We start from the raw sequence: 17,600 nt of genomic DNA, 5'->3' as shown, positions 1-17,600 counted from the left end.
CGCCGCCAAAGGCTGCGGCCCCTGCGCCTTGAGCGGGTTGCCCGGGCTGACCAGCCACCAGACCTCATCAAGCCCGAAGCGCTTGAGCGCCTCGCGCGTGATGTGCACATGCCCCTCATGCGCCGGGTCAAACGACCCGCCAAGCAATCCGATCACGCGGCCCTCGGGCACATATGGCAAACCCTGTCTCATGCGCCCGTTCTCGCCAGCGCCCAGACATAAGTCAACGCACCCTTTCTTTTTGCCTTAAATATCCATCCCACAGGCGCAAAAAACGCAGCAGATACCGCATTGCCCCCACGCCCGCCAAAGGCTATCACCCCTGCCAACACATTCACACAGACCACATGAGGTTTCCCATGGCCGCGTATCAATATGTCTATCACATGCAAGGTGTCTCCAAAGCCTACCCCGGCGGCAAGAAATGCTTTGAAAACATCCACCTGAGCTTCCTGCCGGGTGTCAAAATCGGTGTGGTCGGCGTCAACGGCTCGGGTAAATCAACCCTGATGAAGATCATGGCGGGCCTTGATACCGACTTCACAGGCGAAGCCTGGCAAGCCGAGGGCGCGCGTGTGGGCTACCTGCCACAGGAGCCCAAGCTTGACGCAAGCCTTGATGTGCGCGGCAACGTGATGCTCGGCGTGGCAGCAAAGCAAGCCAAGCTTGAGCGCTACAACGAACTGGCGATGAACTACTCCGACGAGACCGCCGACGAGATGGCCGCGCTGCAAGACCAGATCGATGCCGAGAACCTCTGGGATCTGGACAGCCAGATCGACGTGGCCATGGAAGCCCTGCGCTGCCCGCCCGATGACGCCGATGTGGCCTCGCTCTCGGGCGGTGAAGCGCGCCGCGTGGCGCTCTGCAAGCTCCTGCTTGAAGCGCCCGATATGCTCCTGCTCGATGAACCGACCAACCACCTTGACGCCGAAACCATCGCGTGGCTGCAACAGCACCTGATCGACTACGCAGGCACCATCCTCTGCGTCACCCACGACCGCTATTTCCTAGATGACATCACAAGCTGGATTCTCGAGCTCGACCGTGGCAAAGGCATCCCCTACGAGGGCAACTACTCCGCTTGGCTCGAGCAAAAGGCAAAGCGCCTTGCGCAGGAAGCCAAGGAAGACAAATCCAAGCAAAAGACACTTGAGCGCGAACTCGAGTGGATGCGTCAGGGCCAGAAAGCCCGCCAGGCCAAGCAAAAAGCGCGGATCAACTCCTACAACGAGCTGGCCAACCAGTCCGAGCGCGAGAAGCTCGGCCGCGCCCAGATCATCATCCCCAATGGCCCGCGCCTCGGCGACAAGGTCATCGAAGTGGAAGGCCTCAAAAAGGCGATGGGCGACAAGCTCTTGGTCGAAGACCTCTCCTTTGCCCTGCCCCCCGGCGGCATTGTCGGGGTCATCGGCCCCAACGGCGCAGGTAAATCCACGCTCTTCAAAATGCTCACAGGGCAGGAAAAGCCAGACGAAGGCACCGTCGAATATGGCGACACGGTGCAGCTCAGCTACGTGGATCAGTCGCGCGATGACCTCAACGCAGATGACACCGTCTGGCAGGCCATCTCTGGCGGCAACGACATCATCCAGCTGGGCGATGCCGAAGTGAACTCCCGCGCCTATTGCTCGGCGTTCAACTTCAAAGGCGGCGACCAGCAGAAGAAACTCAGCCTGCTGTCAGGCGGTGAGCGCAACCGCGTCCACATGGCACGGCTTCTCAAAGAAGGCGGCAACGTGCTGCTGCTCGATGAGCCGACCAACGACCTTGACGTCGAAACGCTCCGCGCGCTCGAAGACGCCCTCACCGAATTTGCAGGCTGCGCCGTGGTCATCTCCCACGACCGCTTCTTCCTTGACCGTATCTGTACCCACATGCTCGCCTTTGAGGGCGAAGCCCATGTGGAATGGTTCGAAGGCAACTTCGAGGACTACGAAGAAGACAAAAAGCGCCGCCTTGGTGCCGATGCGATGGAGCCTAAGCGCTTGAAGCATAAGAAGTTCTCACGCTAACGTGCAAAGCAGCCCAGCTGCTTTGCCTCGCACCCTCTGAGGATAAAAAACGCGGCCCACACATCGCTGGGCCGCGGCGCAGCGCTCCAACCTCTGTCGGCTCGCACTTTATCCCTGCCAAATCCGCAAACCCTTTCAACCTCGCACACAGCTCTGCCAAAGGGCCGCGATCGACCCTGGGCGGGCGCTTTCTACGCTCATTCAAAGCATAACACCGTAAAGCCTCCACGCGGCACTGTGACTGAACAACACCGCCAAAGCGCCCTCCCGTGGGGAGGGTCGGGCGCGGCCCGTGCTGCGCACGCGCCCTTACCAACCCGTAGGGTGGGTGCTAACCCACCATCCCCCTACGCCTCACCCAACCCAGCTCACAATATCCGCCGCCCGCATCGCGCCGCTTTGCCGCTTCTTTTCCTTGCCGCCCTCAAAGCGCACCATCGTCGGGATGCCGCGGATGCCATAGACCTGCCCCGCCTTCTGGTGCTCTTCGGTGTTCAGCTTCACAAGCCGCGCTTTGCCCGAGAGCGTGCCAGCAGCTCTGGCAAACTCTGGCCCCATCATCTTGCAGGGCCCGCACCACGGCGCCCAGAAGTCCACCACAAGCGGCAGCTCGTCGTTGCGCGCCGCTTTTTGCAGCGTGGCAAAGTCCACCTCAATCGCCTTGGTCGAGACGAGCTTCGCGCCGCAGGTGCCGCATTTGGCCGCTGCAAGCTTCTCTTCGGGCACACGGTTGACTTGAGCACACTCAAGGCACGTCAGTTTCTTTGCTGCCATTTCGGCCTCCATCACATTCCAAGTTCAATATACGTCAGCCACCCGCACAGACAAGAGCACCGCGCGCTGCCTTAACCCGATTTCCTTAACAAAAATTAACAAATAGGCGGTGCACGCCCGGTGCACGGGTGGTGCACAGGTATCACCCCCCTGTTTTGAGCAGTCTTTTGCCTGTTAACCCCACCGTGCGCGACTCCCCTTGTAATGAAACGCGATCACTGCCATATGGGTCTTGCTACGATCTTCTACTCGACCCCTGTTTTCCGACCACCGGCTCACAGTTCTAGACGACGACGACGTGAATAAGCCGGGTTGCTGCACTTTCGCGGGCAACATTACTTAAGGAAAACACTGATGGCTACTGGCACAGTAAAATGGTTCAACTCAACAAAAGGCTTCGGCTTTATCGCTCCTGATGGCGGCTCAAAAGACGTGTTCGTACACATCTCAGCCGTTGAGCGCGCAGGCCTCACAGGTCTCGCCGACAACCAAAAAGTTACATTCGACATCGAAGCAGGCCGTGACGGCCGCGAAGCAGCGTCGAACATCGAACTGGCGTAAGCCGTTCTTTTAGAACAAGAAAAGGCGCATCCCTCGGGGTGCGCCTTTTTCGTTGGGCCTAGGGTTTTTCGGCCGTCTCCGCCTCAGGCGCGGTGTCTGCTTCGGGCTCCGCAACGTCCTCAGGCGCAGGCAAGGCCAATGTCTCGTCAGGCATCTGCGCCGGCAGCTCCAGCTCCAAAACCCCCGCTTCCGCATCAAACACAAGCTTGGGCTTTGCCTCAAGCGTGCCCACAATCGCGTTGATCTCAGCCAAAGCGCGCTCAACCGTCTGGCGCTGAGTTTCAGGCTTTGCCCCTGCTTTACTTGCGATATTCTTCAAAAATGCAAACATGTTATCCCCAGTACTGATACAATTACGCCTCCAGCCTAAAGCCTTAAAATCGCAATGTAGAGGGGAAAGCCCATCCCCTCTTCCCATCCTCAAGTGGCTCACCTAGTGTCGCGCAATAACACACAAAGGAGCGCCCCATGGCCGAGATCACCCGTCACCACACCAACGCCCGCATGAGCCAGATCGTCACCTATGGCGACATGATCTACCTGGCAGGCCAAGTCGGCAGCCCCGAGGCCGATGTGGCCCAGCAAACCCAAGATTGCCTTGATAAAATTGATGCGCTTCTGGCTGAAGTCGGCTCGGACAAAACCAAGATGTTGCAATGCACGATCTGGCTCGCCGACATGGCAGATTTCGCGGCGATGAACGCCGTCTGGGATGCATGGGTTCCGCAAGGCCACACGCCCGCACGCGCCTGCGGCGAGGCCAAGCTGGCCACGCCCGACTATAAGGTCGAATTCCTGATCACCGCAGTAAAATAAGGCGCTTAGCCCACATCACTGCCCTTGGCCCTGCTCTTTTCAGGCACGGGCCGGGGGCGACCTGCGTCGTCAATCGCAACGTAGGTAAAGAGCCCCTCGGTCACTTTCTCGCGCTCGCCTGTATGGCGGCGGCGCGCCCAGGCTTCCAGCCCGATCGCCATTGACGTGGTGCCAACGCGCTCTACCCAGGCATAGACACAGAGCACGTCTCCCACCTGCACAGGGCGGATAAACTTCATCGCATCCACAGCCACGGTCGTCACACGCCCATCTGCGCGCTCGGCGGCCACAATGCCACTGGCAATATCCATCTGAGCCAGCACCCAGCCCCCAAAGATATCCCCGTTCACATTCACATCCGCAGGCAGCGCAAGCGTGCGCAGTGTCATCTCGCCTTTAGGCTCAATTTTAGTCATTCCTCAGGCCTTTCGATTGGGTTTGGGCGTATCTTTAATGGTTTGGTAAGCTTTGTAAAATAGCGTCACTCCTGTCGCGCCTTTCCAATTCCAAAGTCGCGCCACATTCTCGCCTCTTTGCAGCGCAATACGTGTATCAGAGACATAACAAGGTTCAGACGATGTTGATCATGACAATGATATTGGGAAGTTTTCTCGGCATGGGTGCCGCGCTGGTATCATATTTTGCGCTTGGCCTTGGCCTGCTTGCAGCCTTCGGGCTCTACGTTCTTGTCTCTATCCTGCCCGCGCTGATCACAGTCGCGCTGACAGCGGGCAAACTGGCCTTTAATGCAGCCACACGCGAAGAGCTGGCTGCGCGTTAAGCGCTCTCGCCATCAGCCGTCCTTGCGGGCAAGCTCTGCCAGCTCCACAAGACGTGGCGCAAGAACCTCAACAATCTTGGCAACGCCCGCTTCATTGGGATGCACACCATCGCTCTGCATCCATGGCAGCGCCTCTGTCAGGCTCTCGCCCAAAGCGCCCAAAAAGCGCGGCTCATACAGCGTTCCGTAAGCCTCAGCCAGCTCGCCGTATAGCCCTTCAAAAGCCTGCTGGTACGCCGCACCGTAGTTGCCCGGTGCTTGCATCCCCACCAACAGCACAGGCACACCCGCACCTTGGGCTGCCTCAATCACCTTTGCCAAATTGGCCTTAGCCTCCTCTGGCGCAAGCCCGCGCAACATATCGTTGCCCCCCAGAGCCACCATCACAGCTTTGATATCAGGGCTCAAGCTCCAGCCGATCCGCGCGGCCCCGCCCGCAGTTGTGTCACCCGACACGCCCGCATTCACGATAACGACCTCTTCGCCCCGCGCGTTCATCCAGCCCTGCAACTGCGGCACAAGCCCGTCTTGCTCCATCAGGCCGTAGCCCTGCGTGAGGCTGTCCCCGAACGCCAGGATGCGCAGCGGCTCGGCTGTGGCGGCTGTGCCAAAGCCAAGACATATCAGCGCAAGCGCCACCACAAAGGACGCTGCCGCCTTGCGCATAGCCCCAACGGCCCCATATGAACTATGCAGCAATCCCAACAGGCTAATTTTCATGACGTCTCCCATTCTCAAGCTTTCAAACGCTGGCCTCTCACTCTCAGGCAACGCAGGTTTCGTGACCATCTTGCAAGGCATCAGCCTCGCCGTAAACCCCGCAGAAACGCTTGCGCTCACGGGTCCGTCAGGCTCGGGCAAGTCCTCGCTCCTCATGCTCATGGGCGGGCTTGAGCGCGCCACGAGCGGTCAGGTTGAAGCCCTTGGCCAAGATCTGGGCACCTTGAGCGAAGACGCGCTCGCAAAGTTCCGTCTAGAGCATATGGGTATTGTCTTTCAGTCTTTCCACCTTATTCCGACATTGACCGCGCTTGAAAATGTGGCGCTGCCACTTGAGCTTGCTGGCATCACAGAGGCCCGCGCCCAAGCCGAGGCGGGCCTTGCTGCCGTGGGCCTCGCTGCGCGCGCGGGGCACTTCCCCGCGCAGCTCTCGGGCGGCGAGCAGCAGCGCGTCGCCCTCGCCCGCGCGCTCGCCCCCAAGCCCAAGCTCCTGCTGGCCGACGAACCGACAGGCAACCTTGACAGCGCGACAGGCGCATCTGTGTCAGACCTGATCTTTGATCTGTGCCGCGCCTCTGGCACGACCCTTGTGCTCGTCACCCACGATGATGCGCTCGCGCAGCGCTGTGGCCGTGTCATCCGCCTTACAGGTGGGCAACTTCTCAACGAGGCAACCGCCACATGAGCCTGCGCACCTCTCTTCGCCTCGCCTCCGCCGAGCTGCGCGGCGGCGCGCGCGGCTTCTATGTTTTTCTCATTTGCCTTGCGCTTGGTGTTGCCGCCATCGCCGCCATCGGCACGATCCGTACAGCGCTTGAGCGCGGCCTGTCTGACAATGGCGCCGTGCTTTTGGGGGGCGACGCACAGGTGTCTCTCACCTACCGCTTCGCCACGCCCGAAGAGCGCACGGTGTTTGAAACCAACGCACTGGCGGTTTCAGAGATTGCCGACTTCCGCTCGCTGGCCGCAGTTGGCGACGCCCGTGTGCTGACGCAGGTCAAGGCGGTTGATACCGCTTATCCGCTCACAGGCGCAGTTGTCCTTGAGCCTGATATGCCCCTGGCCGAGGCCCTGAAGGAACAAAACGGCAGCTATGGCGCTGTGATGGACCCGGCCCTCATGGCGCGCCTCGGGCTTGACGTCGGCCAAACATTCGCTTTGGGTGAAGCCAGCCTCACCCTGCGTGCCGCCCTTGTGCGCGAGCCTGACAGTGTCGCCAGTGGCTTCTCGCTCGGACCGCGCACCTTGCTTTACCGGAGTGCGCTGGCAGGCTCGGGCCTGCTCTCTTCGGGCACCTTGTTTGATAGCTCCTACAGGCTTGATCTGGCCCAGGGCACAGACCTTGACGCGCTGGAAACCTCCTTGCGCACAGCCTTGCCTGACAGCGGCATCCGCTGGACAGATGCGCGCAACGCCGCACCGCAAGCCTCTGAATTCATTGCCCGCCTCGGGGCCTTTCTGGTGCTTGTCGGCTTCTCGGGCCTCGCCATGGGCGGCATCGGTGTCTCTATCGCTGTGGGGGCCTATCTGTCGCGCAAAACCCGCGTCATAGCCACCTTGCGCAGCATCGGCGCCTCCCGCGCCACCATCCTCACAAGCTACGGCGTCCAGATTGCTGTCATGGCGTTTGTTGGGATTGCACTGGGCCTCATTATAGGGGGCGGTGGCCCACTTTTGCTTGGCCCGTGGCTGGGCAGCCTGCTGCCTGTCCCGGCCTCATTTGCGCTCTACCCCGCGCCACTCTTTGAGGCCGCTATCTACGGCCTCCTGACCGCCGCGATCTTCACAATCTGGCCCCTCGCCCGCAGCGAGACTGTGCGCGCAGCAACCCTGTTTCGCGACAGTGAAACAGGCTCAGGCGGCTTGCCACGCTGGCCCTATCTGGCGCTTATTGCAGCACTCAGTGCCGCACTTATCGGAGCTGCCGTCTGGTTCTCTGGCAGCGCCACGCTCACGCTTTACACAAGCCTTGCTTTGGCGCTTGCACTGGCTGTTCTGGCCCTTGCAGCCCAGGGCTTGCGCGCATTGGCCCGCCGGCTGCGGGCGCGCGCCACCCACCCCATGCGCCGCCTCGCCTTGGCGTCCATTGGCGGCGGGCGCTCTGATGCGCTGACCACTGTGCTCTCGCTCGGCCTCGGCCTTGCCGTTCTGTCGACCGTTGGTCAGGTTGATGGCAACTTGCGCCGCGCCATCACAGCCGACCTGCCCACAATCGCGCCATCCTATTTCTTTATCGACATCCAGAAAGATCAGATCGGCCCCTTCGAGGCCACCCTTGAGGAAAACCCCAGCGTGAGCCGCATTGAAACAGCGCCCATGCTGCGCGGCATTCTCTCAAAGATCAACGGACGCCCCGCCAGCGAAGTCGCTCCTGGCCACTGGGTGATCGAAGGGGATCGTGGCATCACCTATTATGACGCGCTGCCAGAGAACTGGAGCATTGTTGAGGGCGAGCATTGGCCGCTCGGGGCAAACGGGCCACCCCAGATCAGCTTTGCAGCTGAGGAGGCAGAAGAGATCGGCCTCAAGCTTGGCGATGTGCTCACGCTCAACATTCTGGGCCGCCCCATTGAGGCCCCCATCACCAGCCTGCGCGAAGTTGATTTCTCTACCGCAGGCATCGGCTTTGTTATGGCGGTCAATCCGGGTGCGGTTGCGGGTGCGCCACACAGTTTTATCGCCACTGTCTATGCAGACCCTCAGTCTGAGGGCGCTATTTTGCGCGATATGTCAAAGGCCTATCCCAATGTGACGGCCGTCGCTGTCGGCGACGCGATTGCGCGGGTCTCCGAAGTGCTGGGCACTTTGGCAGGCGCGACCCGATGGGGGGCCGCTGCCGCGATCCTCTCGGGCTTTGTTGTGCTCATCGGGGCGGCGGGCACAGGCGCACCGGCCCGCCAACGCGAAGCCGCAATCCTGAAAACACTGGGCGCAACACGCGGTCAGATCCTGCGCTCGTTCCTGTTGCGCGCGGGCCTTTTGGGCGCAGCTGCGGCGCTTGTTGCCTTGGTCGCGGGTCTCACTGCGGCGTGGGCGGTCAACCACTTTGTGTTTGAATCCGACTTCGTCGTGATCTGGCCCTCGGCCCTGCTGATCCTTGCCTGCGGTGTGCTGGCAAACCTGATCGCCAACATCGGCTTCTCCTTGCGCGCACTGCAAGCCAAGCCTGCGCAAATCCTGCGCAGCGCAGGCTAAACGCAAAACGCCCCCGTCCTGCGACGGGGGCGTGTCCTGTTCTTGCCGTCAGGCTTACTCGGCAGCTTCTGCGTAGTCTTCCAGAGGCGGGCATGTGCACACCAGATGGCGGTCGCCGTAGGCGTTGTCCACGCGGTTCACCGGTGGCCAGTATTTATCGACACGGAACGCCCCTTTCGGGAAGCAAGCCTGCTCGCGGCTATACGGGCGGTCCCAGTCGCGCACGAGGTCTTCCATGGTGTGCGGCGCGTTCTTCAGCGGGTTGTTGGCCGCATCGATCTTGCCCTCCTCGATCTCGCGGATCTCTTCGCGGATGGACAACATCGCATCACAGAAGCGGTCAAGCTCGGCCTTATTCTCGGACTCTGTTGGCTCGATCATCAGTGTCCCCGCAACAGGCCAGGACATGGTGGGCGCGTGAAAGCCGTTGTCGATCAGCCGCTTGGCAATGTCGTCAACAGTCACACCCGCGCTCTCGGCATAGGGGCGCGTATCAATGATACACTCATGCGCCACACGTCCGCCACGGCCTTTGTAGAGCACGTCAAACGCGCCTTCGAGCCGCTTGGCAATGTAGTTGGCATTGAGGATCGCAACCCGTGTTGCCTGCGTCAGGCCTTCCCCGCCCATCATGAGCACATAGGCCCAAGAGATCGGCAGGATCGAGGGCGAGCCATAAGGCGCGCCACTCACAGGGCCAGCCGTGCCGCCTGTTTGCAAATGCCCCGGCAGATGCTGGACCAGATGCGCCTTCACCCCGATCGGCCCCATACCGGGGCCACCGCCCCCATGCGGGATGCAGAAGGTCTTGTGCAGGTTCAGGTGGCTCACATCCCCACCTAAGTCACCGGGCTTGGACAGCCCGACCATTGCGTTGAGGTTGGCCCCGTCAATATAGACCTGCCCGCCATGGGCATGTGTGATGTCGCAGACTTCCTTGACCGTCTCTTCAAACACACCATGCGTAGACGGATAGGTGATCATGCAGCCTGCAAGATTGTCTTTGTGCTCGGCGGCCTTGGCGCGGAAATCATCCAGATCAATATCGCCATTTTCAGCCGATTTGATCACAACAACTTTCCAGCCCACCATCTGCGCGCTGGCAGGGTTGGTGCCATGGGCTGACATCGGAATGAGGCAGACATCGCGGTGCCCTTGGCCCTCGGCCTCGTGGTACTGCTTGATCGTCAGAAGCCCCGCATATTCGCCTTGCGCGCCAGAGTTGGGCTGCATCGACATGCCGTCATAGCCCGTGATGTCACAAAGCTTGGCGGTGAGATCATCAATCATCTCTTTGTACCCAAGCGCCTGATCTTGCGGCACGAACGGATGGATCGAGGAGAACTCACGCCAGCTCACCGGCATCATTTCTGCCGCCGAATTTAGCTTCATCGTGCACGACCCAAGCGGGATCATGGCACGATCAAGCGCAAGATCACGATCAGAGAGACGGCGCATGTAGCGCATCATTTCGGTCTCGGCGCGGTTCATGTGAAAGATCGGGTGCTGCAAATAAGTGCTCTCGCGGTGCAGGTTTTCTGGCACACGGTACTCGGGCGCGAAGTCGTCATCACGGCGCTCAATGCCAAAGGCGCGCCAGACAGCTTCGACAGTCTCAGGGCGCGTGGCCTCATCCAGCGCAATGCCAACGCGAGTTTCGCCTACGGCGCGCAGGTTCACACCCTCATCAAGCGCTGATTTCATCACAGCTGCCTGAAGCGGGCCGACATCAACGGTGATCGTGTCAAAGAAACTCTGTGGATCAACCTTGAAGCCAGCGGCTTCAAGCCCTTTGGCCAAACGCACTGTCTTGCGGTGAATGCGCTGCGCAATCGCTTTCAGCCCCTCCGGGCCATGGAAGACCGCATACATCGAGGCCATCACGGCCAGCAAAGCCTGTGCCGTACAGACATTGGAGGTCGCCTTCTCGCGGCGGATGTGCTGCTCACGCGTTTGCAAGCTGAGGCGGTAGGCGCGGTTGCCGTGGCTGTCGACAGACACCCCCACAATACGTCCGGGCAGCGAACGTTTGTAAGCATCTTTACACGCCATATAGGCCGCGTGCGGCCCGCCATAGCCCAGCGGCACCCCAAAGCGCTGCGTGTTGCCAACAGCGATGTCAGCCCCCATCGCGCCTGGCTCTTTCAACAGCGTCAATGACAGTGGGTCAGCGGCCACAATTCCAATCGCCTTATGGGCATGAAGCTCGGTGATGTGGTCGGTAAAGTCCCGTACGTGGCCGTATGTTCCAGGGTACTGGAACAGCGCTCCAAAGACAGCACTTGCATCCATCTTGTCAGGGTTGCCAACGATCACTTCGATGCCCAGCGGCTCGGCGCGTGTCTTGACCACAGCAATGTTCTGGGGGTGGCAGTCGCGGTCAACAAAGAAGGCTTTGGCCTTTGACTTGCTCACGCGCAGCGCCACCGTCATGGCCTCGGCGCAGGCCGTGGCCTCATCCAGAAGCGAGGCATTGGCCACATCCAGACCTGTCAGGTCTGTGATCATGGTCTGGAAGTTCAAGAGCGCCTCAAGGCGGCCTTGGCTGATCTCTGGTTGATAGGGCGTATAGGCCGTGTACCAAGCAGGGTTTTCCAGAATATTACGCTGGATCGCAGGAGGCGTGACCGTGTCGTGATAGCCCATGCCAATCAACGACTGGAGCACTTTGTTCTTGCCTGCGGTCAGGCGCATCTGGTGCAAAAGCTCACGCTCGGACAGCGGCTTGCCAAAGTCGAGCGGGGCAGCTTGGCGGATGCTCTTGGGAATGGTCTGGTCGATCAGCTCCTCAAGGTTGGCAACATCCAACACCTGAAACATCTCCTGCATTTCCGCGGGGCTTGGGCCGATATGGCGACGGTTGGCAAAATCATACGGCAGATACTCAGTCGGTGTGAATGGCATAACATCCTCCTTGGCGCGGGCACTGCGCCGTGCTTATTGAGACAGGTGTTTGCGCCGCAGACAGGCCGCGGCGCGATCAGGCTTAGCCAACAAATTTCTTGTAAGCGGCTTCATCCATGTAGTCGTCCATCGGGCTCAGGTCTGATGGTTTCATCTTGAAGAACCAGGCGTCTCCAAGCGGATCGTCATTCACCTTGCTTGGCTCATCAACAAGCATAGAGTTCACTTCGACAATCTCGCCATCAAGCGGCGCCAGAATGTCAGAGGCCGCCTTGACGCTTTCAATCACACAGATTTCTTCGTCTTTGGTCACTTCTGTGCCCTCTTCGGGCAGATCCACAAAAACAACGTCGCCCAATTGCTCACTGGCATGCTCGGTGATGCCCACAACAATCAGCCCGTCTTCTTCGCGCAGCCATTCGTGTTCTTCAGTAAATTTCATATTTCGTCTCCTTGAGGGTCTTAGCGTTTGAAATTAGCAGGCATAAAGGGAAGCTTGGCGACTTGCACGGGCAGTCTCTTGCCGCGCACCTCGCCAAAGAGCTGGGTGCCCACAGCGCTCATGTCGCTGGGCACATAGCCCATGGCCATAGGGCTTTGCAGGCTGGGGCCAAAGGCGCCCGAGGTCACATGACCAATCGGCTCACCGCCCTCGGCGCTGGCAAAAATAACCGTACCCTCCCGCATGGGCGCACGGCCCTCGGGCAGAAGGCCTACGCGTTTTTTGCGCGCCCCTGCGGCCAGCTGGCCCAGAATAACGGATGCGCCGGGGAAGCCCCCTTCGCGCGCGCCGCCCGCGCGGCGCAGCTTCTGGATCCCCCACGTCAGCGAGGCGTCCACAGGGCTGGTTGTCGCGTCGATGTCATGGCCATACAGGCACAGCCCCGCCTCAAGGCGCAGGCTGTCGCGCGCACCAAGGCCAATGGGCTCAACCCGTTCATCTGCCAGCAAAGCTTGCGCCAGCGCCACAGCAGACGCCGCAGGCACTGATATCTCGTAGCCATCCTCGCCAGTGTAGCCCGAGCGCGAAACCCAGCACTCCGCCCCGTTGAGCGAAACAGTGGCCACATCCATAAATTTCATATCCGCCACCTCTGGTGCAAGAGCGGCAAGAGCGGCCTCGGCGGCTGGCCCCTGCAGAGCCAGCAAAGCGCGCTCCTCGATGTACTCCACCGTCACATCAGGCTCCAAAGCCGCACGCAGCCGCGCGACATCAGCCTCTTTGCAGCCTGCATTGACCACGAGAAAAAGGTGGTCACCACGGTTGGCAAACATCAGGTCGTCTTCGATCCCGCCCGCGTCGTTGGTGAAAAACCCGTAGCGCTGCCGCCCTTCGGCAAGGCCAATCACATCCTGCGGTATCAGCGCCTCAAGCCCTTTGGCCGCGCCCGCCCCCCGCAAAATGACCTGCCCCATGTGGCTCACGTCAAACAGGCCTGCCTCAGCGCGGCAGTGCAAATGCTCTTTCATCACGCCAAGCGGGTACTGCACAGGCATCTCATACCCTGCAAATGGCACCATCTTGGCGCCAAGGTCTTGGTGCATATCGTAAAGCGGCGTGCGCTGCAGATCGGTCATAGGTTCTCCCCTCAAACCCATCGATACTTTGCAGCTCGCGGGCATCATTCCACACGCAAGGTCTGCGTGTATTTGATGCCCCTCTGTCCTTTTGCCTGAGATCGCTATCCCTTCGGCGGGCGCTCTCGCGCCACTCTCCAGATTTTAAAACAATCCCGCGGTCCTGTGGCCTGAGAGTTTCCGGGGCGGTTGCTCCTTCGGCACTGGCACACGCCAGTTCTCCCGTGGGGTTGCTTGCATACGATAGAATACGGCCCCGGTTCCCGCAAGCGGGAAATCTAGGCGACGTGCTCGCAGCGGAAGGTTCCAAGGATCGCCTCAAGCGGGGCGTTGTCGCAAACCAGCGCATCAAGCGTCACCCCGTCAAGGTGGGCATAAAACGCTTCGGCCGCATCCTGAATGGCAATGCGCAGGCGGCACGCGTCTTTCAAGGGACACGAATTATTCGTGTCGGCAAAGCACTCGGCCAAAGGCACTTCGCTCTCGAACTCGCGAAAAACGTCACCGATGTTGATGTCACTCGCCGCGCGCGCCAGCCGCAAGCCGCCATTGCGCCCGCGTTGCGTGTGCAAAAAACCATGCTGGCCAAGGCGGTTGATCACTTGGGCCAAATGGTTTTCCGACGAGTTACACGGCCCGGCTATTTCAGCCTTCGTGACAAGCCGGCCAGGGTTTACAGCGCAAAACATAAGGATTCGGATCGCAATATTGGTCCGTTTTGTAACGCGCATAAAGGCTCCTCCAAAGGTTAAGCTGCATCTGATATACAGCATCAAACACCAAAACCATTTGACATAAATCAACAGGCCAAGCATCGCTTCCCCATGAAACAAGCATTTTTCTTTGGCTACGGCTCTCTCGTAAACCGCAGCACACATGATTTTTCACAAGCCCAGACCGCCTCGGCCACAGGCTGGCGGCGCGCATGGCGCAGCACGCGGTTGCGGCCCGTCTCATTCCTGACGGCGGTGCCCGATTCTTCCTGCGAAATTGACGGTCTGATCGCCCATGTCCCCAATGATGACTGGGCGGCCCTTGATGAACGAGAGCACGCCTACGCGCGCGTCGATGCTGCGCATCAGGTCACGCACGGTTTGGGCAACAGCGCATCCTCTATCGCGATCTACGCCATAGAGAGCGGCCACCATTTTGACCCCAGCCTCGATCACCCGATCTTGCTGAGCTACCTTGATGTGGTGATACAGGGTTATCTCAAAGAGTTTGGCGAGGCCGGCGCCATGCGCTTTTTTGAAACCACGTCAGGCTGGGAGGCGCCCCTGCTCAACGACCGCGCCAAGCCGCTGTATCCAAGGCACAAGACCCTCACAGCAGACGAGCTGACATTTGTCGATGATGCGCTGGCGCGGCTCGCAGTCACGCCGTTCACCCGCGAGCTTTAATCACCTGCAAGAGGGGCAGCAGCGCGCTCATGTCCGGGCCGTGGCTCATACCTGTCAGCGCCTTGCGCAGCGGCATGAAAAGACCGCGCCCCTTGCGCCCTGTCGCCTCTTTCACAGCCGCCGTCCAAGCGCCCCAGCTGTCGCTGGTCAGCTCGCCCTCGGGCAGCAGCGCCATAGCCTCGGCAACAAACGCAGTGTCTTCCGCGTCAATCACAGGCTCGGCCCCTTCGCTGAGAAGCGTCCACCAGCCCGCAAGGTCTGCGCGCGTTTCGATATTTTCACGCACCACATTCCAGAACGCGTCCGCCTGCTCGGCAGGAACACCAAGCGCGGCGATTTCATCCGCCACAGCGTCCAAGGGCTGCGCGTGCAGATACTTTGCTGTCAGCGGAAACAGATCGGCCACATCAAACTTGGTCGGCGCAGTGCCAAACTGTCCGATGTCAAAGCCCTCAATGAGCGTCGCCATCTCGGTCTGAAGTTCCATCGGCTCTGAAGAGCCAAGGCGCGCCATAAGGCTCAACAGCGCCATCGGCTCAACGCCCTGCGCCCGCAAGTCGCGCAAGCTCAGCGTGCCGAGCCGCTTGGACAGCGCCTCGCCTTGCGGGCCTGTGAGCAACGAATGGTGCGCAAAGCTCGGCACAGTCCCACCCAAAGCCTGGATGATCTGGATCTGCGTCGCCGTATTGGTCACATGGTCAGCGCCGCGCACAACATGGGTCACGCCCATCTCGGTGTCATCAACCACACTCGCAAGTGTATAGAGCACCTGCCCGTCCGCACGGATCAAAACCGGGTCAGACACAGAGGCCGCGTCAATCGACATATCGCCGATAATTCCGTCGGCCCATTCAATGCGCTCCTGATCAAGCAGAAAGCGCCAGTAGCCGCCCCGCTCGGCGCGCAACGCGTCTTTTTCGGCATCGCTCAGCTTGAGGCCCGCACGATCATAGACAGGCGGGTTGCCCATGTTGAGCTGTTTCTTGCGCTTCAGGTCAAGCTCTGTCGGCGTTTCAAACACCTCATAAAAGCGGCCCATCTTGCGAAGCTCTTCGGCAGCAGCTTCATAGCGCTCAAGGCGCAGGGACTGGCGCTCGACACGGTCCCACGTCAGGCCGAGCCACTCCAGATCTTCCTTGATCGCGTCGACATACTCTTCTTTGGAGCGCTCGGGGTCCGTGTCATCGATCCTGAGGATAAATTCGCCTCCCGCCTTGCGCGCGATGAGAAAGTTCATCAGCGCGGTGCGCAGGTTGCCAACGTGGATATATCCCGTGGGCGATGGGGCGAAACGTGTCACAGTCATTTTAGCTCTCCGAAATGGGCTGGCGCGGTGTCACACACCGGCGCGCCAATGTCCAGATGCGCCAGCGTGGTAAAGCCCTTTTCAAATTTGCGTGAAAGGCATCCATTCGCGCATTTGGTGCGTATAACAAAATGTATGAGTATCAACAGGAGCCATCCAATGACCACCCAGCCCCAAATCTCGCGCCGCACTGCCCTTCTTGGCGCAGCGGCTCTGCCACTCGCCGCTGCCAGCACAAGCCCCGCCTTTGCCGCCGCCGAAATGATGGGCGCAGCCACCGCCAAGTTCAACCGTATCAAGATCGGTGGATTTGAAGTGACCTCCCTGCTTGCAGGCACGCGCACAGTGCCCGAGCCGCAAAGCATTTTTGGCATGAACGCCACACCAGAAGACTTTGCCACGGCGTCGGCGGCTGCCAACATCCCGACAGACAAGGCCCAGTTTTTCTTTACCCCCACGGTCGTCAACACAGGCGAAAAGCTTGTTCTGTTTGACACAGGCCTCAACGCAGGCGGCATCACAGGCGCGCTCAAAGCCGCAGGCTATGCCCCTGAGCAGATCGACACAGTGGTGCTCACCCACATGCACGGTGACCACATCGGCGGCATGATGAACGATGGCACGCCCACCTTTGCCAACGCCGACTACGTGACAGGCTCCACCGAGTTCAATGCATGGGATATGGCAGGCAACGACGGCTTTGAAAACAACGTGCGCCCGATGGCCGAGAAGATGACCATGCTTGAGGATGGTGGCGCGGTTGCGTCAGGCATTACAGCGATGGCCGCCTTCGGCCACACGCCGGGCCACATGGCCTATATGCTGGAAAGTGAGGGCGCGCAGCTCGTGCTTGGCGCTGATTTTGCCAACCATTACGTTTGGTCACTGGCCTACCCTGACTGGGAAGTGAAGTTTGACCGCGACAAAGCCATGGCAGCCCAAACCCGCCGCAAAATGCTGGGCATGATGGCGGCTGATAAAATCCCATTCATCGGCTATCATATGCCCTTCCCGGCGGTGGGCTATGTCGAAACACGCGGTGACGGCTTTCACTATGTGCCCGCCAGCTACCAACTGATGATGGACTGAGTAAGCCACCAAACACCACGGCTGCGCGCGGGTTTAATGAACCAAGCACCTGCGCGCAGCGTATCCTTTTTATGATGGATACAGAAAAGACCCCCGCGCCAGAGCTCACTGTCTACTATGACGGGGCCTGCCCGCTTTGCACGCTTGAGATAGACCATTACAAGCGCCAGTCAGGGGCAGACGCGCTCTGTTTTGTAGACGCGTCTGGCAGCTCGGATTTGGGCCAAGACCTCACCCGCGACGCCGCACTGAGCCGCTTTCATGTGCGCGACGCAAACGGCCAGCTGATCTCGGGCGCACGCGGCTTTGCCGCCATCTGGGCCAAGCTGCCCCGTTGGCGCTGGGCCGCACGGCTCGCCAAGCTGCCGCTTGTCACACCTTTGCTAGAGCTGGCCTACCGTGGCTTTCTGCCCTTGCGCCCGTGGCTCGCCCGCATCGCCGCGAGGCGCGCGGGCAAGTGA

18 protein-coding genes, 1 pseudogene and 1 riboswitch are annotated in these 17,600 nt (G+C 60.2%); of the genes and pseudogenes, 9 read left to right on the top strand and 10 right to left on the bottom strand.

What is annotated here, in order from left to right; genetic code table 11:
• Positions 1 to 192, bottom strand: a pseudogene (locus ACTG3X_RS00750) (nicotinic acid mononucleotide adenylyltransferase); the annotation flags it as partial.
• 167 nt (positions 193 to 359) lie between these two features.
• On the opposite strand from ACTG3X_RS00750, the gene ettA reads away from it, so the two are divergent.
• The gene (gene ettA / locus ACTG3X_RS00745; RefSeq protein ID WP_439109307.1) at positions 360 to 2,015 is read left to right on the top strand and encodes an energy-dependent translational throttle protein EttA; all 1,656 of its coding nucleotides are present in this window, start codon (positions 360 to 362) and stop codon (positions 2,013 to 2,015) included.
• Between the two features lie 354 nt (positions 2,016 to 2,369).
• Here ettA and ACTG3X_RS00740 read toward each other — a convergent pair whose 3' ends face one another.
• Positions 2,370 to 2,789, bottom strand: a complete 420-nt coding sequence (locus ACTG3X_RS00740; RefSeq protein ID WP_439109306.1) for a thioredoxin family protein — start codon at positions 2,787 to 2,789, stop codon at positions 2,370 to 2,372.
• A 354-nt stretch (positions 2,790 to 3,143) separates the two neighbouring features.
• Between ACTG3X_RS00740 and ACTG3X_RS00735 the strand changes: the two genes are divergently transcribed.
• Positions 3,144 to 3,350: a cold-shock protein gene (locus tag ACTG3X_RS00735; protein ID WP_439109305.1), complete on the top strand. Its 207-nt coding sequence runs from the start codon at positions 3,144 to 3,146 to the stop codon at positions 3,348 to 3,350.
• Positions 3,351 to 3,408: 58 nt separating this feature from the next.
• Here the strand turns inward: ACTG3X_RS00735 and ACTG3X_RS00730 are convergent, their stop codons facing one another.
• Positions 3,409 to 3,681, bottom strand: coding sequence for a hypothetical protein (locus ACTG3X_RS00730; RefSeq protein WP_439109304.1), 273 nt, complete (start codon positions 3,679 to 3,681; stop codon positions 3,409 to 3,411).
• A gap of 137 nt (positions 3,682 to 3,818) precedes the next feature.
• On the opposite strand from ACTG3X_RS00730, the gene ACTG3X_RS00725 reads away from it, so the two are divergent.
• Positions 3,819 to 4,166, top strand: coding sequence for a RidA family protein (locus ACTG3X_RS00725; protein WP_439109303.1), 348 nt, complete (start codon positions 3,819 to 3,821; stop codon positions 4,164 to 4,166).
• Between the two features lie 5 nt (positions 4,167 to 4,171).
• Here the strand turns inward: ACTG3X_RS00725 and ACTG3X_RS00720 are convergent, their stop codons facing one another.
• Positions 4,172 to 4,582 (bottom strand): acyl-CoA thioesterase, encoded by a 411-nt coding sequence (locus ACTG3X_RS00720; protein WP_439109302.1) that lies wholly within the window; start codon positions 4,580 to 4,582, stop codon positions 4,172 to 4,174.
• A 161-nt stretch (positions 4,583 to 4,743) separates the two neighbouring features.
• On the opposite strand from ACTG3X_RS00720, the gene ACTG3X_RS00715 reads away from it, so the two are divergent.
• Entirely contained in the window at positions 4,744 to 4,947 is a 204-nt protein-coding gene (locus ACTG3X_RS00715; protein WP_439109301.1) for a hypothetical protein, read from the top strand.
• 12 nt (positions 4,948 to 4,959) lie between these two features.
• Here the strand turns inward: ACTG3X_RS00715 and ACTG3X_RS00710 are convergent, their stop codons facing one another.
• A complete protein-coding gene (locus ACTG3X_RS00710; RefSeq protein ID WP_439109300.1) occupies positions 4,960 to 5,667 on the bottom strand; it encodes an arylesterase in 708 nt (235 codons plus the stop codon).
• On the opposite strand from ACTG3X_RS00710, the gene ACTG3X_RS00705 reads away from it, so the two are divergent.
• Positions 5,666 to 6,352 carry an ABC transporter ATP-binding protein gene (locus ACTG3X_RS00705; RefSeq protein WP_439109299.1) on the top strand — a complete coding sequence of 229 codons (687 nt, stop codon included), beginning with the start codon at positions 5,666 to 5,668 and terminating at the stop codon, positions 6,350 to 6,352. The two genes, ACTG3X_RS00710 and ACTG3X_RS00705, sit on opposite strands and share 2 nt — an antisense overlap.
• Entirely contained in the window at positions 6,349 to 8,862 is a 2,514-nt protein-coding gene (locus tag ACTG3X_RS00700) for an ABC transporter permease (RefSeq protein WP_439109298.1), read from the top strand. Before ACTG3X_RS00705 ends, ACTG3X_RS00700 begins: the two co-directional genes overlap by 4 nt.
• Positions 8,863 to 8,916: 54 nt before the next feature.
• Here the strand turns inward: ACTG3X_RS00700 and gcvP are convergent, their stop codons facing one another.
• The 4 genes from gcvP to ACTG3X_RS00680 all read right to left on the bottom strand — a co-directional run bounded on the left by gcvP (position 8,917) and on the right by ACTG3X_RS00680 (position 14,075).
• Positions 8,917 to 11,766, bottom strand: coding sequence for an aminomethyl-transferring glycine dehydrogenase (gene gcvP, locus ACTG3X_RS00695; RefSeq protein ID WP_439109297.1), 2,850 nt, complete (start codon positions 11,764 to 11,766; stop codon positions 8,917 to 8,919).
• Between the two features lie 82 nt (positions 11,767 to 11,848).
• On the bottom strand, positions 11,849 to 12,208 hold the full coding sequence (gene gcvH / locus ACTG3X_RS00690) for a glycine cleavage system protein GcvH (protein ID WP_439109296.1): 360 nt from the start codon (positions 12,206 to 12,208) through the stop codon (positions 11,849 to 11,851).
• Between the two features lie 20 nt (positions 12,209 to 12,228).
• Positions 12,229 to 13,344, bottom strand: a complete 1,116-nt coding sequence (gcvT, locus tag ACTG3X_RS00685) for a glycine cleavage system aminomethyltransferase GcvT (RefSeq protein ID WP_439109295.1) — start codon at positions 13,342 to 13,344, stop codon at positions 12,229 to 12,231.
• A gap of 148 nt (positions 13,345 to 13,492) precedes the next feature.
• A riboswitch (glycine riboswitch) is annotated at positions 13,493 to 13,579 on the bottom strand.
• A 43-nt stretch (positions 13,580 to 13,622) separates the two neighbouring features.
• Positions 13,623 to 14,075, bottom strand: a complete 453-nt coding sequence (locus tag ACTG3X_RS00680) for an RrF2 family transcriptional regulator (protein WP_439109294.1) — start codon at positions 14,073 to 14,075, stop codon at positions 13,623 to 13,625.
• Between the two features lie 93 nt (positions 14,076 to 14,168).
• On the opposite strand from ACTG3X_RS00680, the gene ACTG3X_RS00675 reads away from it, so the two are divergent.
• Positions 14,169 to 14,744: a gamma-glutamylcyclotransferase family protein gene (locus tag ACTG3X_RS00675; RefSeq protein ID WP_439109293.1), complete on the top strand. Its 576-nt coding sequence runs from the start codon at positions 14,169 to 14,171 to the stop codon at positions 14,742 to 14,744.
• Here ACTG3X_RS00675 and gltX read toward each other — a convergent pair.
• Positions 14,728 to 16,050, bottom strand: coding sequence for a glutamate--tRNA ligase (gltX, locus tag ACTG3X_RS00670; RefSeq protein ID WP_439109292.1), 1,323 nt, complete (start codon positions 16,048 to 16,050; stop codon positions 14,728 to 14,730). The genes ACTG3X_RS00675 and gltX overlap by 17 nt on opposite strands.
• A 159-nt stretch (positions 16,051 to 16,209) precedes the next feature.
• Between gltX and ACTG3X_RS00665 the strand changes: the two genes are divergently transcribed.
• Together ACTG3X_RS00665 and ACTG3X_RS00660 are read left to right on the top strand one after the other, a co-directional pair.
• Entirely contained in the window at positions 16,210 to 17,139 is a 930-nt protein-coding gene (locus ACTG3X_RS00665; RefSeq protein WP_439109291.1) for an MBL fold metallo-hydrolase, read from the top strand.
• Between the two features lie 71 nt (positions 17,140 to 17,210).
• A complete protein-coding gene (locus ACTG3X_RS00660; protein ID WP_439109290.1) occupies positions 17,211 to 17,600 on the top strand; it encodes a thiol-disulfide oxidoreductase DCC family protein in 390 nt (129 codons plus the stop codon).

Origin of the sequence: Lentibacter sp., assembly GCF_965658795.1 — a bacterium.
Classification (GTDB): domain Bacteria; phylum Pseudomonadota; class Alphaproteobacteria; order Rhodobacterales; family Rhodobacteraceae; genus Lentibacter.
Note: the sequence above shows the minus strand (reverse complement) of the source record. Positions and strands in the feature narration are given on the sequence as shown.

What these genes read in the sequence shown, in the direction of transcription:
- ettA (WP_439109307.1), top strand. Translation starts at nt 360, where the DNA reads ATGGCCGCGTATCAATATGTCTATCACATGCAAGGTGTCTCCAAAGCC.
- ACTG3X_RS00740 (WP_439109306.1), bottom strand. Translation starts at nt 2,789, where the DNA reads ATGGCAGCAAAGAAACTGACGTGCCTTGAGTGTGCTCAAGTCAACCGT.
- ACTG3X_RS00735 (WP_439109305.1), top strand. Translation starts at nt 3,144, where the DNA reads ATGGCTACTGGCACAGTAAAATGGTTCAACTCAACAAAAGGCTTCGGC.
- ACTG3X_RS00730 (WP_439109304.1), bottom strand. Translation starts at nt 3,681, where the DNA reads ATGTTTGCATTTTTGAAGAATATCGCAAGTAAAGCAGGGGCAAAGCCT.
- ACTG3X_RS00725 (WP_439109303.1), top strand. Translation starts at nt 3,819, where the DNA reads ATGGCCGAGATCACCCGTCACCACACCAACGCCCGCATGAGCCAGATC.
- ACTG3X_RS00720 (WP_439109302.1), bottom strand. Translation starts at nt 4,582, where the DNA reads ATGACTAAAATTGAGCCTAAAGGCGAGATGACACTGCGCACGCTTGCG.
- ACTG3X_RS00715 (WP_439109301.1), top strand. Translation starts at nt 4,744, where the DNA reads ATGTTGATCATGACAATGATATTGGGAAGTTTTCTCGGCATGGGTGCC.
- ACTG3X_RS00705 (WP_439109299.1), top strand. Translation starts at nt 5,666, where the DNA reads ATGACGTCTCCCATTCTCAAGCTTTCAAACGCTGGCCTCTCACTCTCA.
- ACTG3X_RS00710 (WP_439109300.1), bottom strand. Translation starts at nt 5,667, where the DNA reads ATGAAAATTAGCCTGTTGGGATTGCTGCATAGTTCATATGGGGCCGTT.
- ACTG3X_RS00700 (WP_439109298.1), top strand. Translation starts at nt 6,349, where the DNA reads ATGAGCCTGCGCACCTCTCTTCGCCTCGCCTCCGCCGAGCTGCGCGGC.
- gcvP (WP_439109297.1), bottom strand. Translation starts at nt 11,766, where the DNA reads ATGCCATTCACACCGACTGAGTATCTGCCGTATGATTTTGCCAACCGT.
- gcvH (WP_439109296.1), bottom strand. Translation starts at nt 12,208, where the DNA reads ATGAAATTTACTGAAGAACACGAATGGCTGCGCGAAGAAGACGGGCTG.
- gcvT (WP_439109295.1), bottom strand. Translation starts at nt 13,344, where the DNA reads ATGACCGATCTGCAGCGCACGCCGCTTTACGATATGCACCAAGACCTT.
- ACTG3X_RS00680 (WP_439109294.1), bottom strand. Translation starts at nt 14,075, where the DNA reads ATGCGCGTTACAAAACGGACCAATATTGCGATCCGAATCCTTATGTTT.
- ACTG3X_RS00675 (WP_439109293.1), top strand. Translation starts at nt 14,169, where the DNA reads ATGAAACAAGCATTTTTCTTTGGCTACGGCTCTCTCGTAAACCGCAGC.
- gltX (WP_439109292.1), bottom strand. Translation starts at nt 16,050, where the DNA reads ATGACTGTGACACGTTTCGCCCCATCGCCCACGGGATATATCCACGTT.
- ACTG3X_RS00665 (WP_439109291.1), top strand. Translation starts at nt 16,210, where the DNA reads ATGACCACCCAGCCCCAAATCTCGCGCCGCACTGCCCTTCTTGGCGCA.
- ACTG3X_RS00660 (WP_439109290.1), top strand. Translation starts at nt 17,211, where the DNA reads ATGATGGATACAGAAAAGACCCCCGCGCCAGAGCTCACTGTCTACTAT.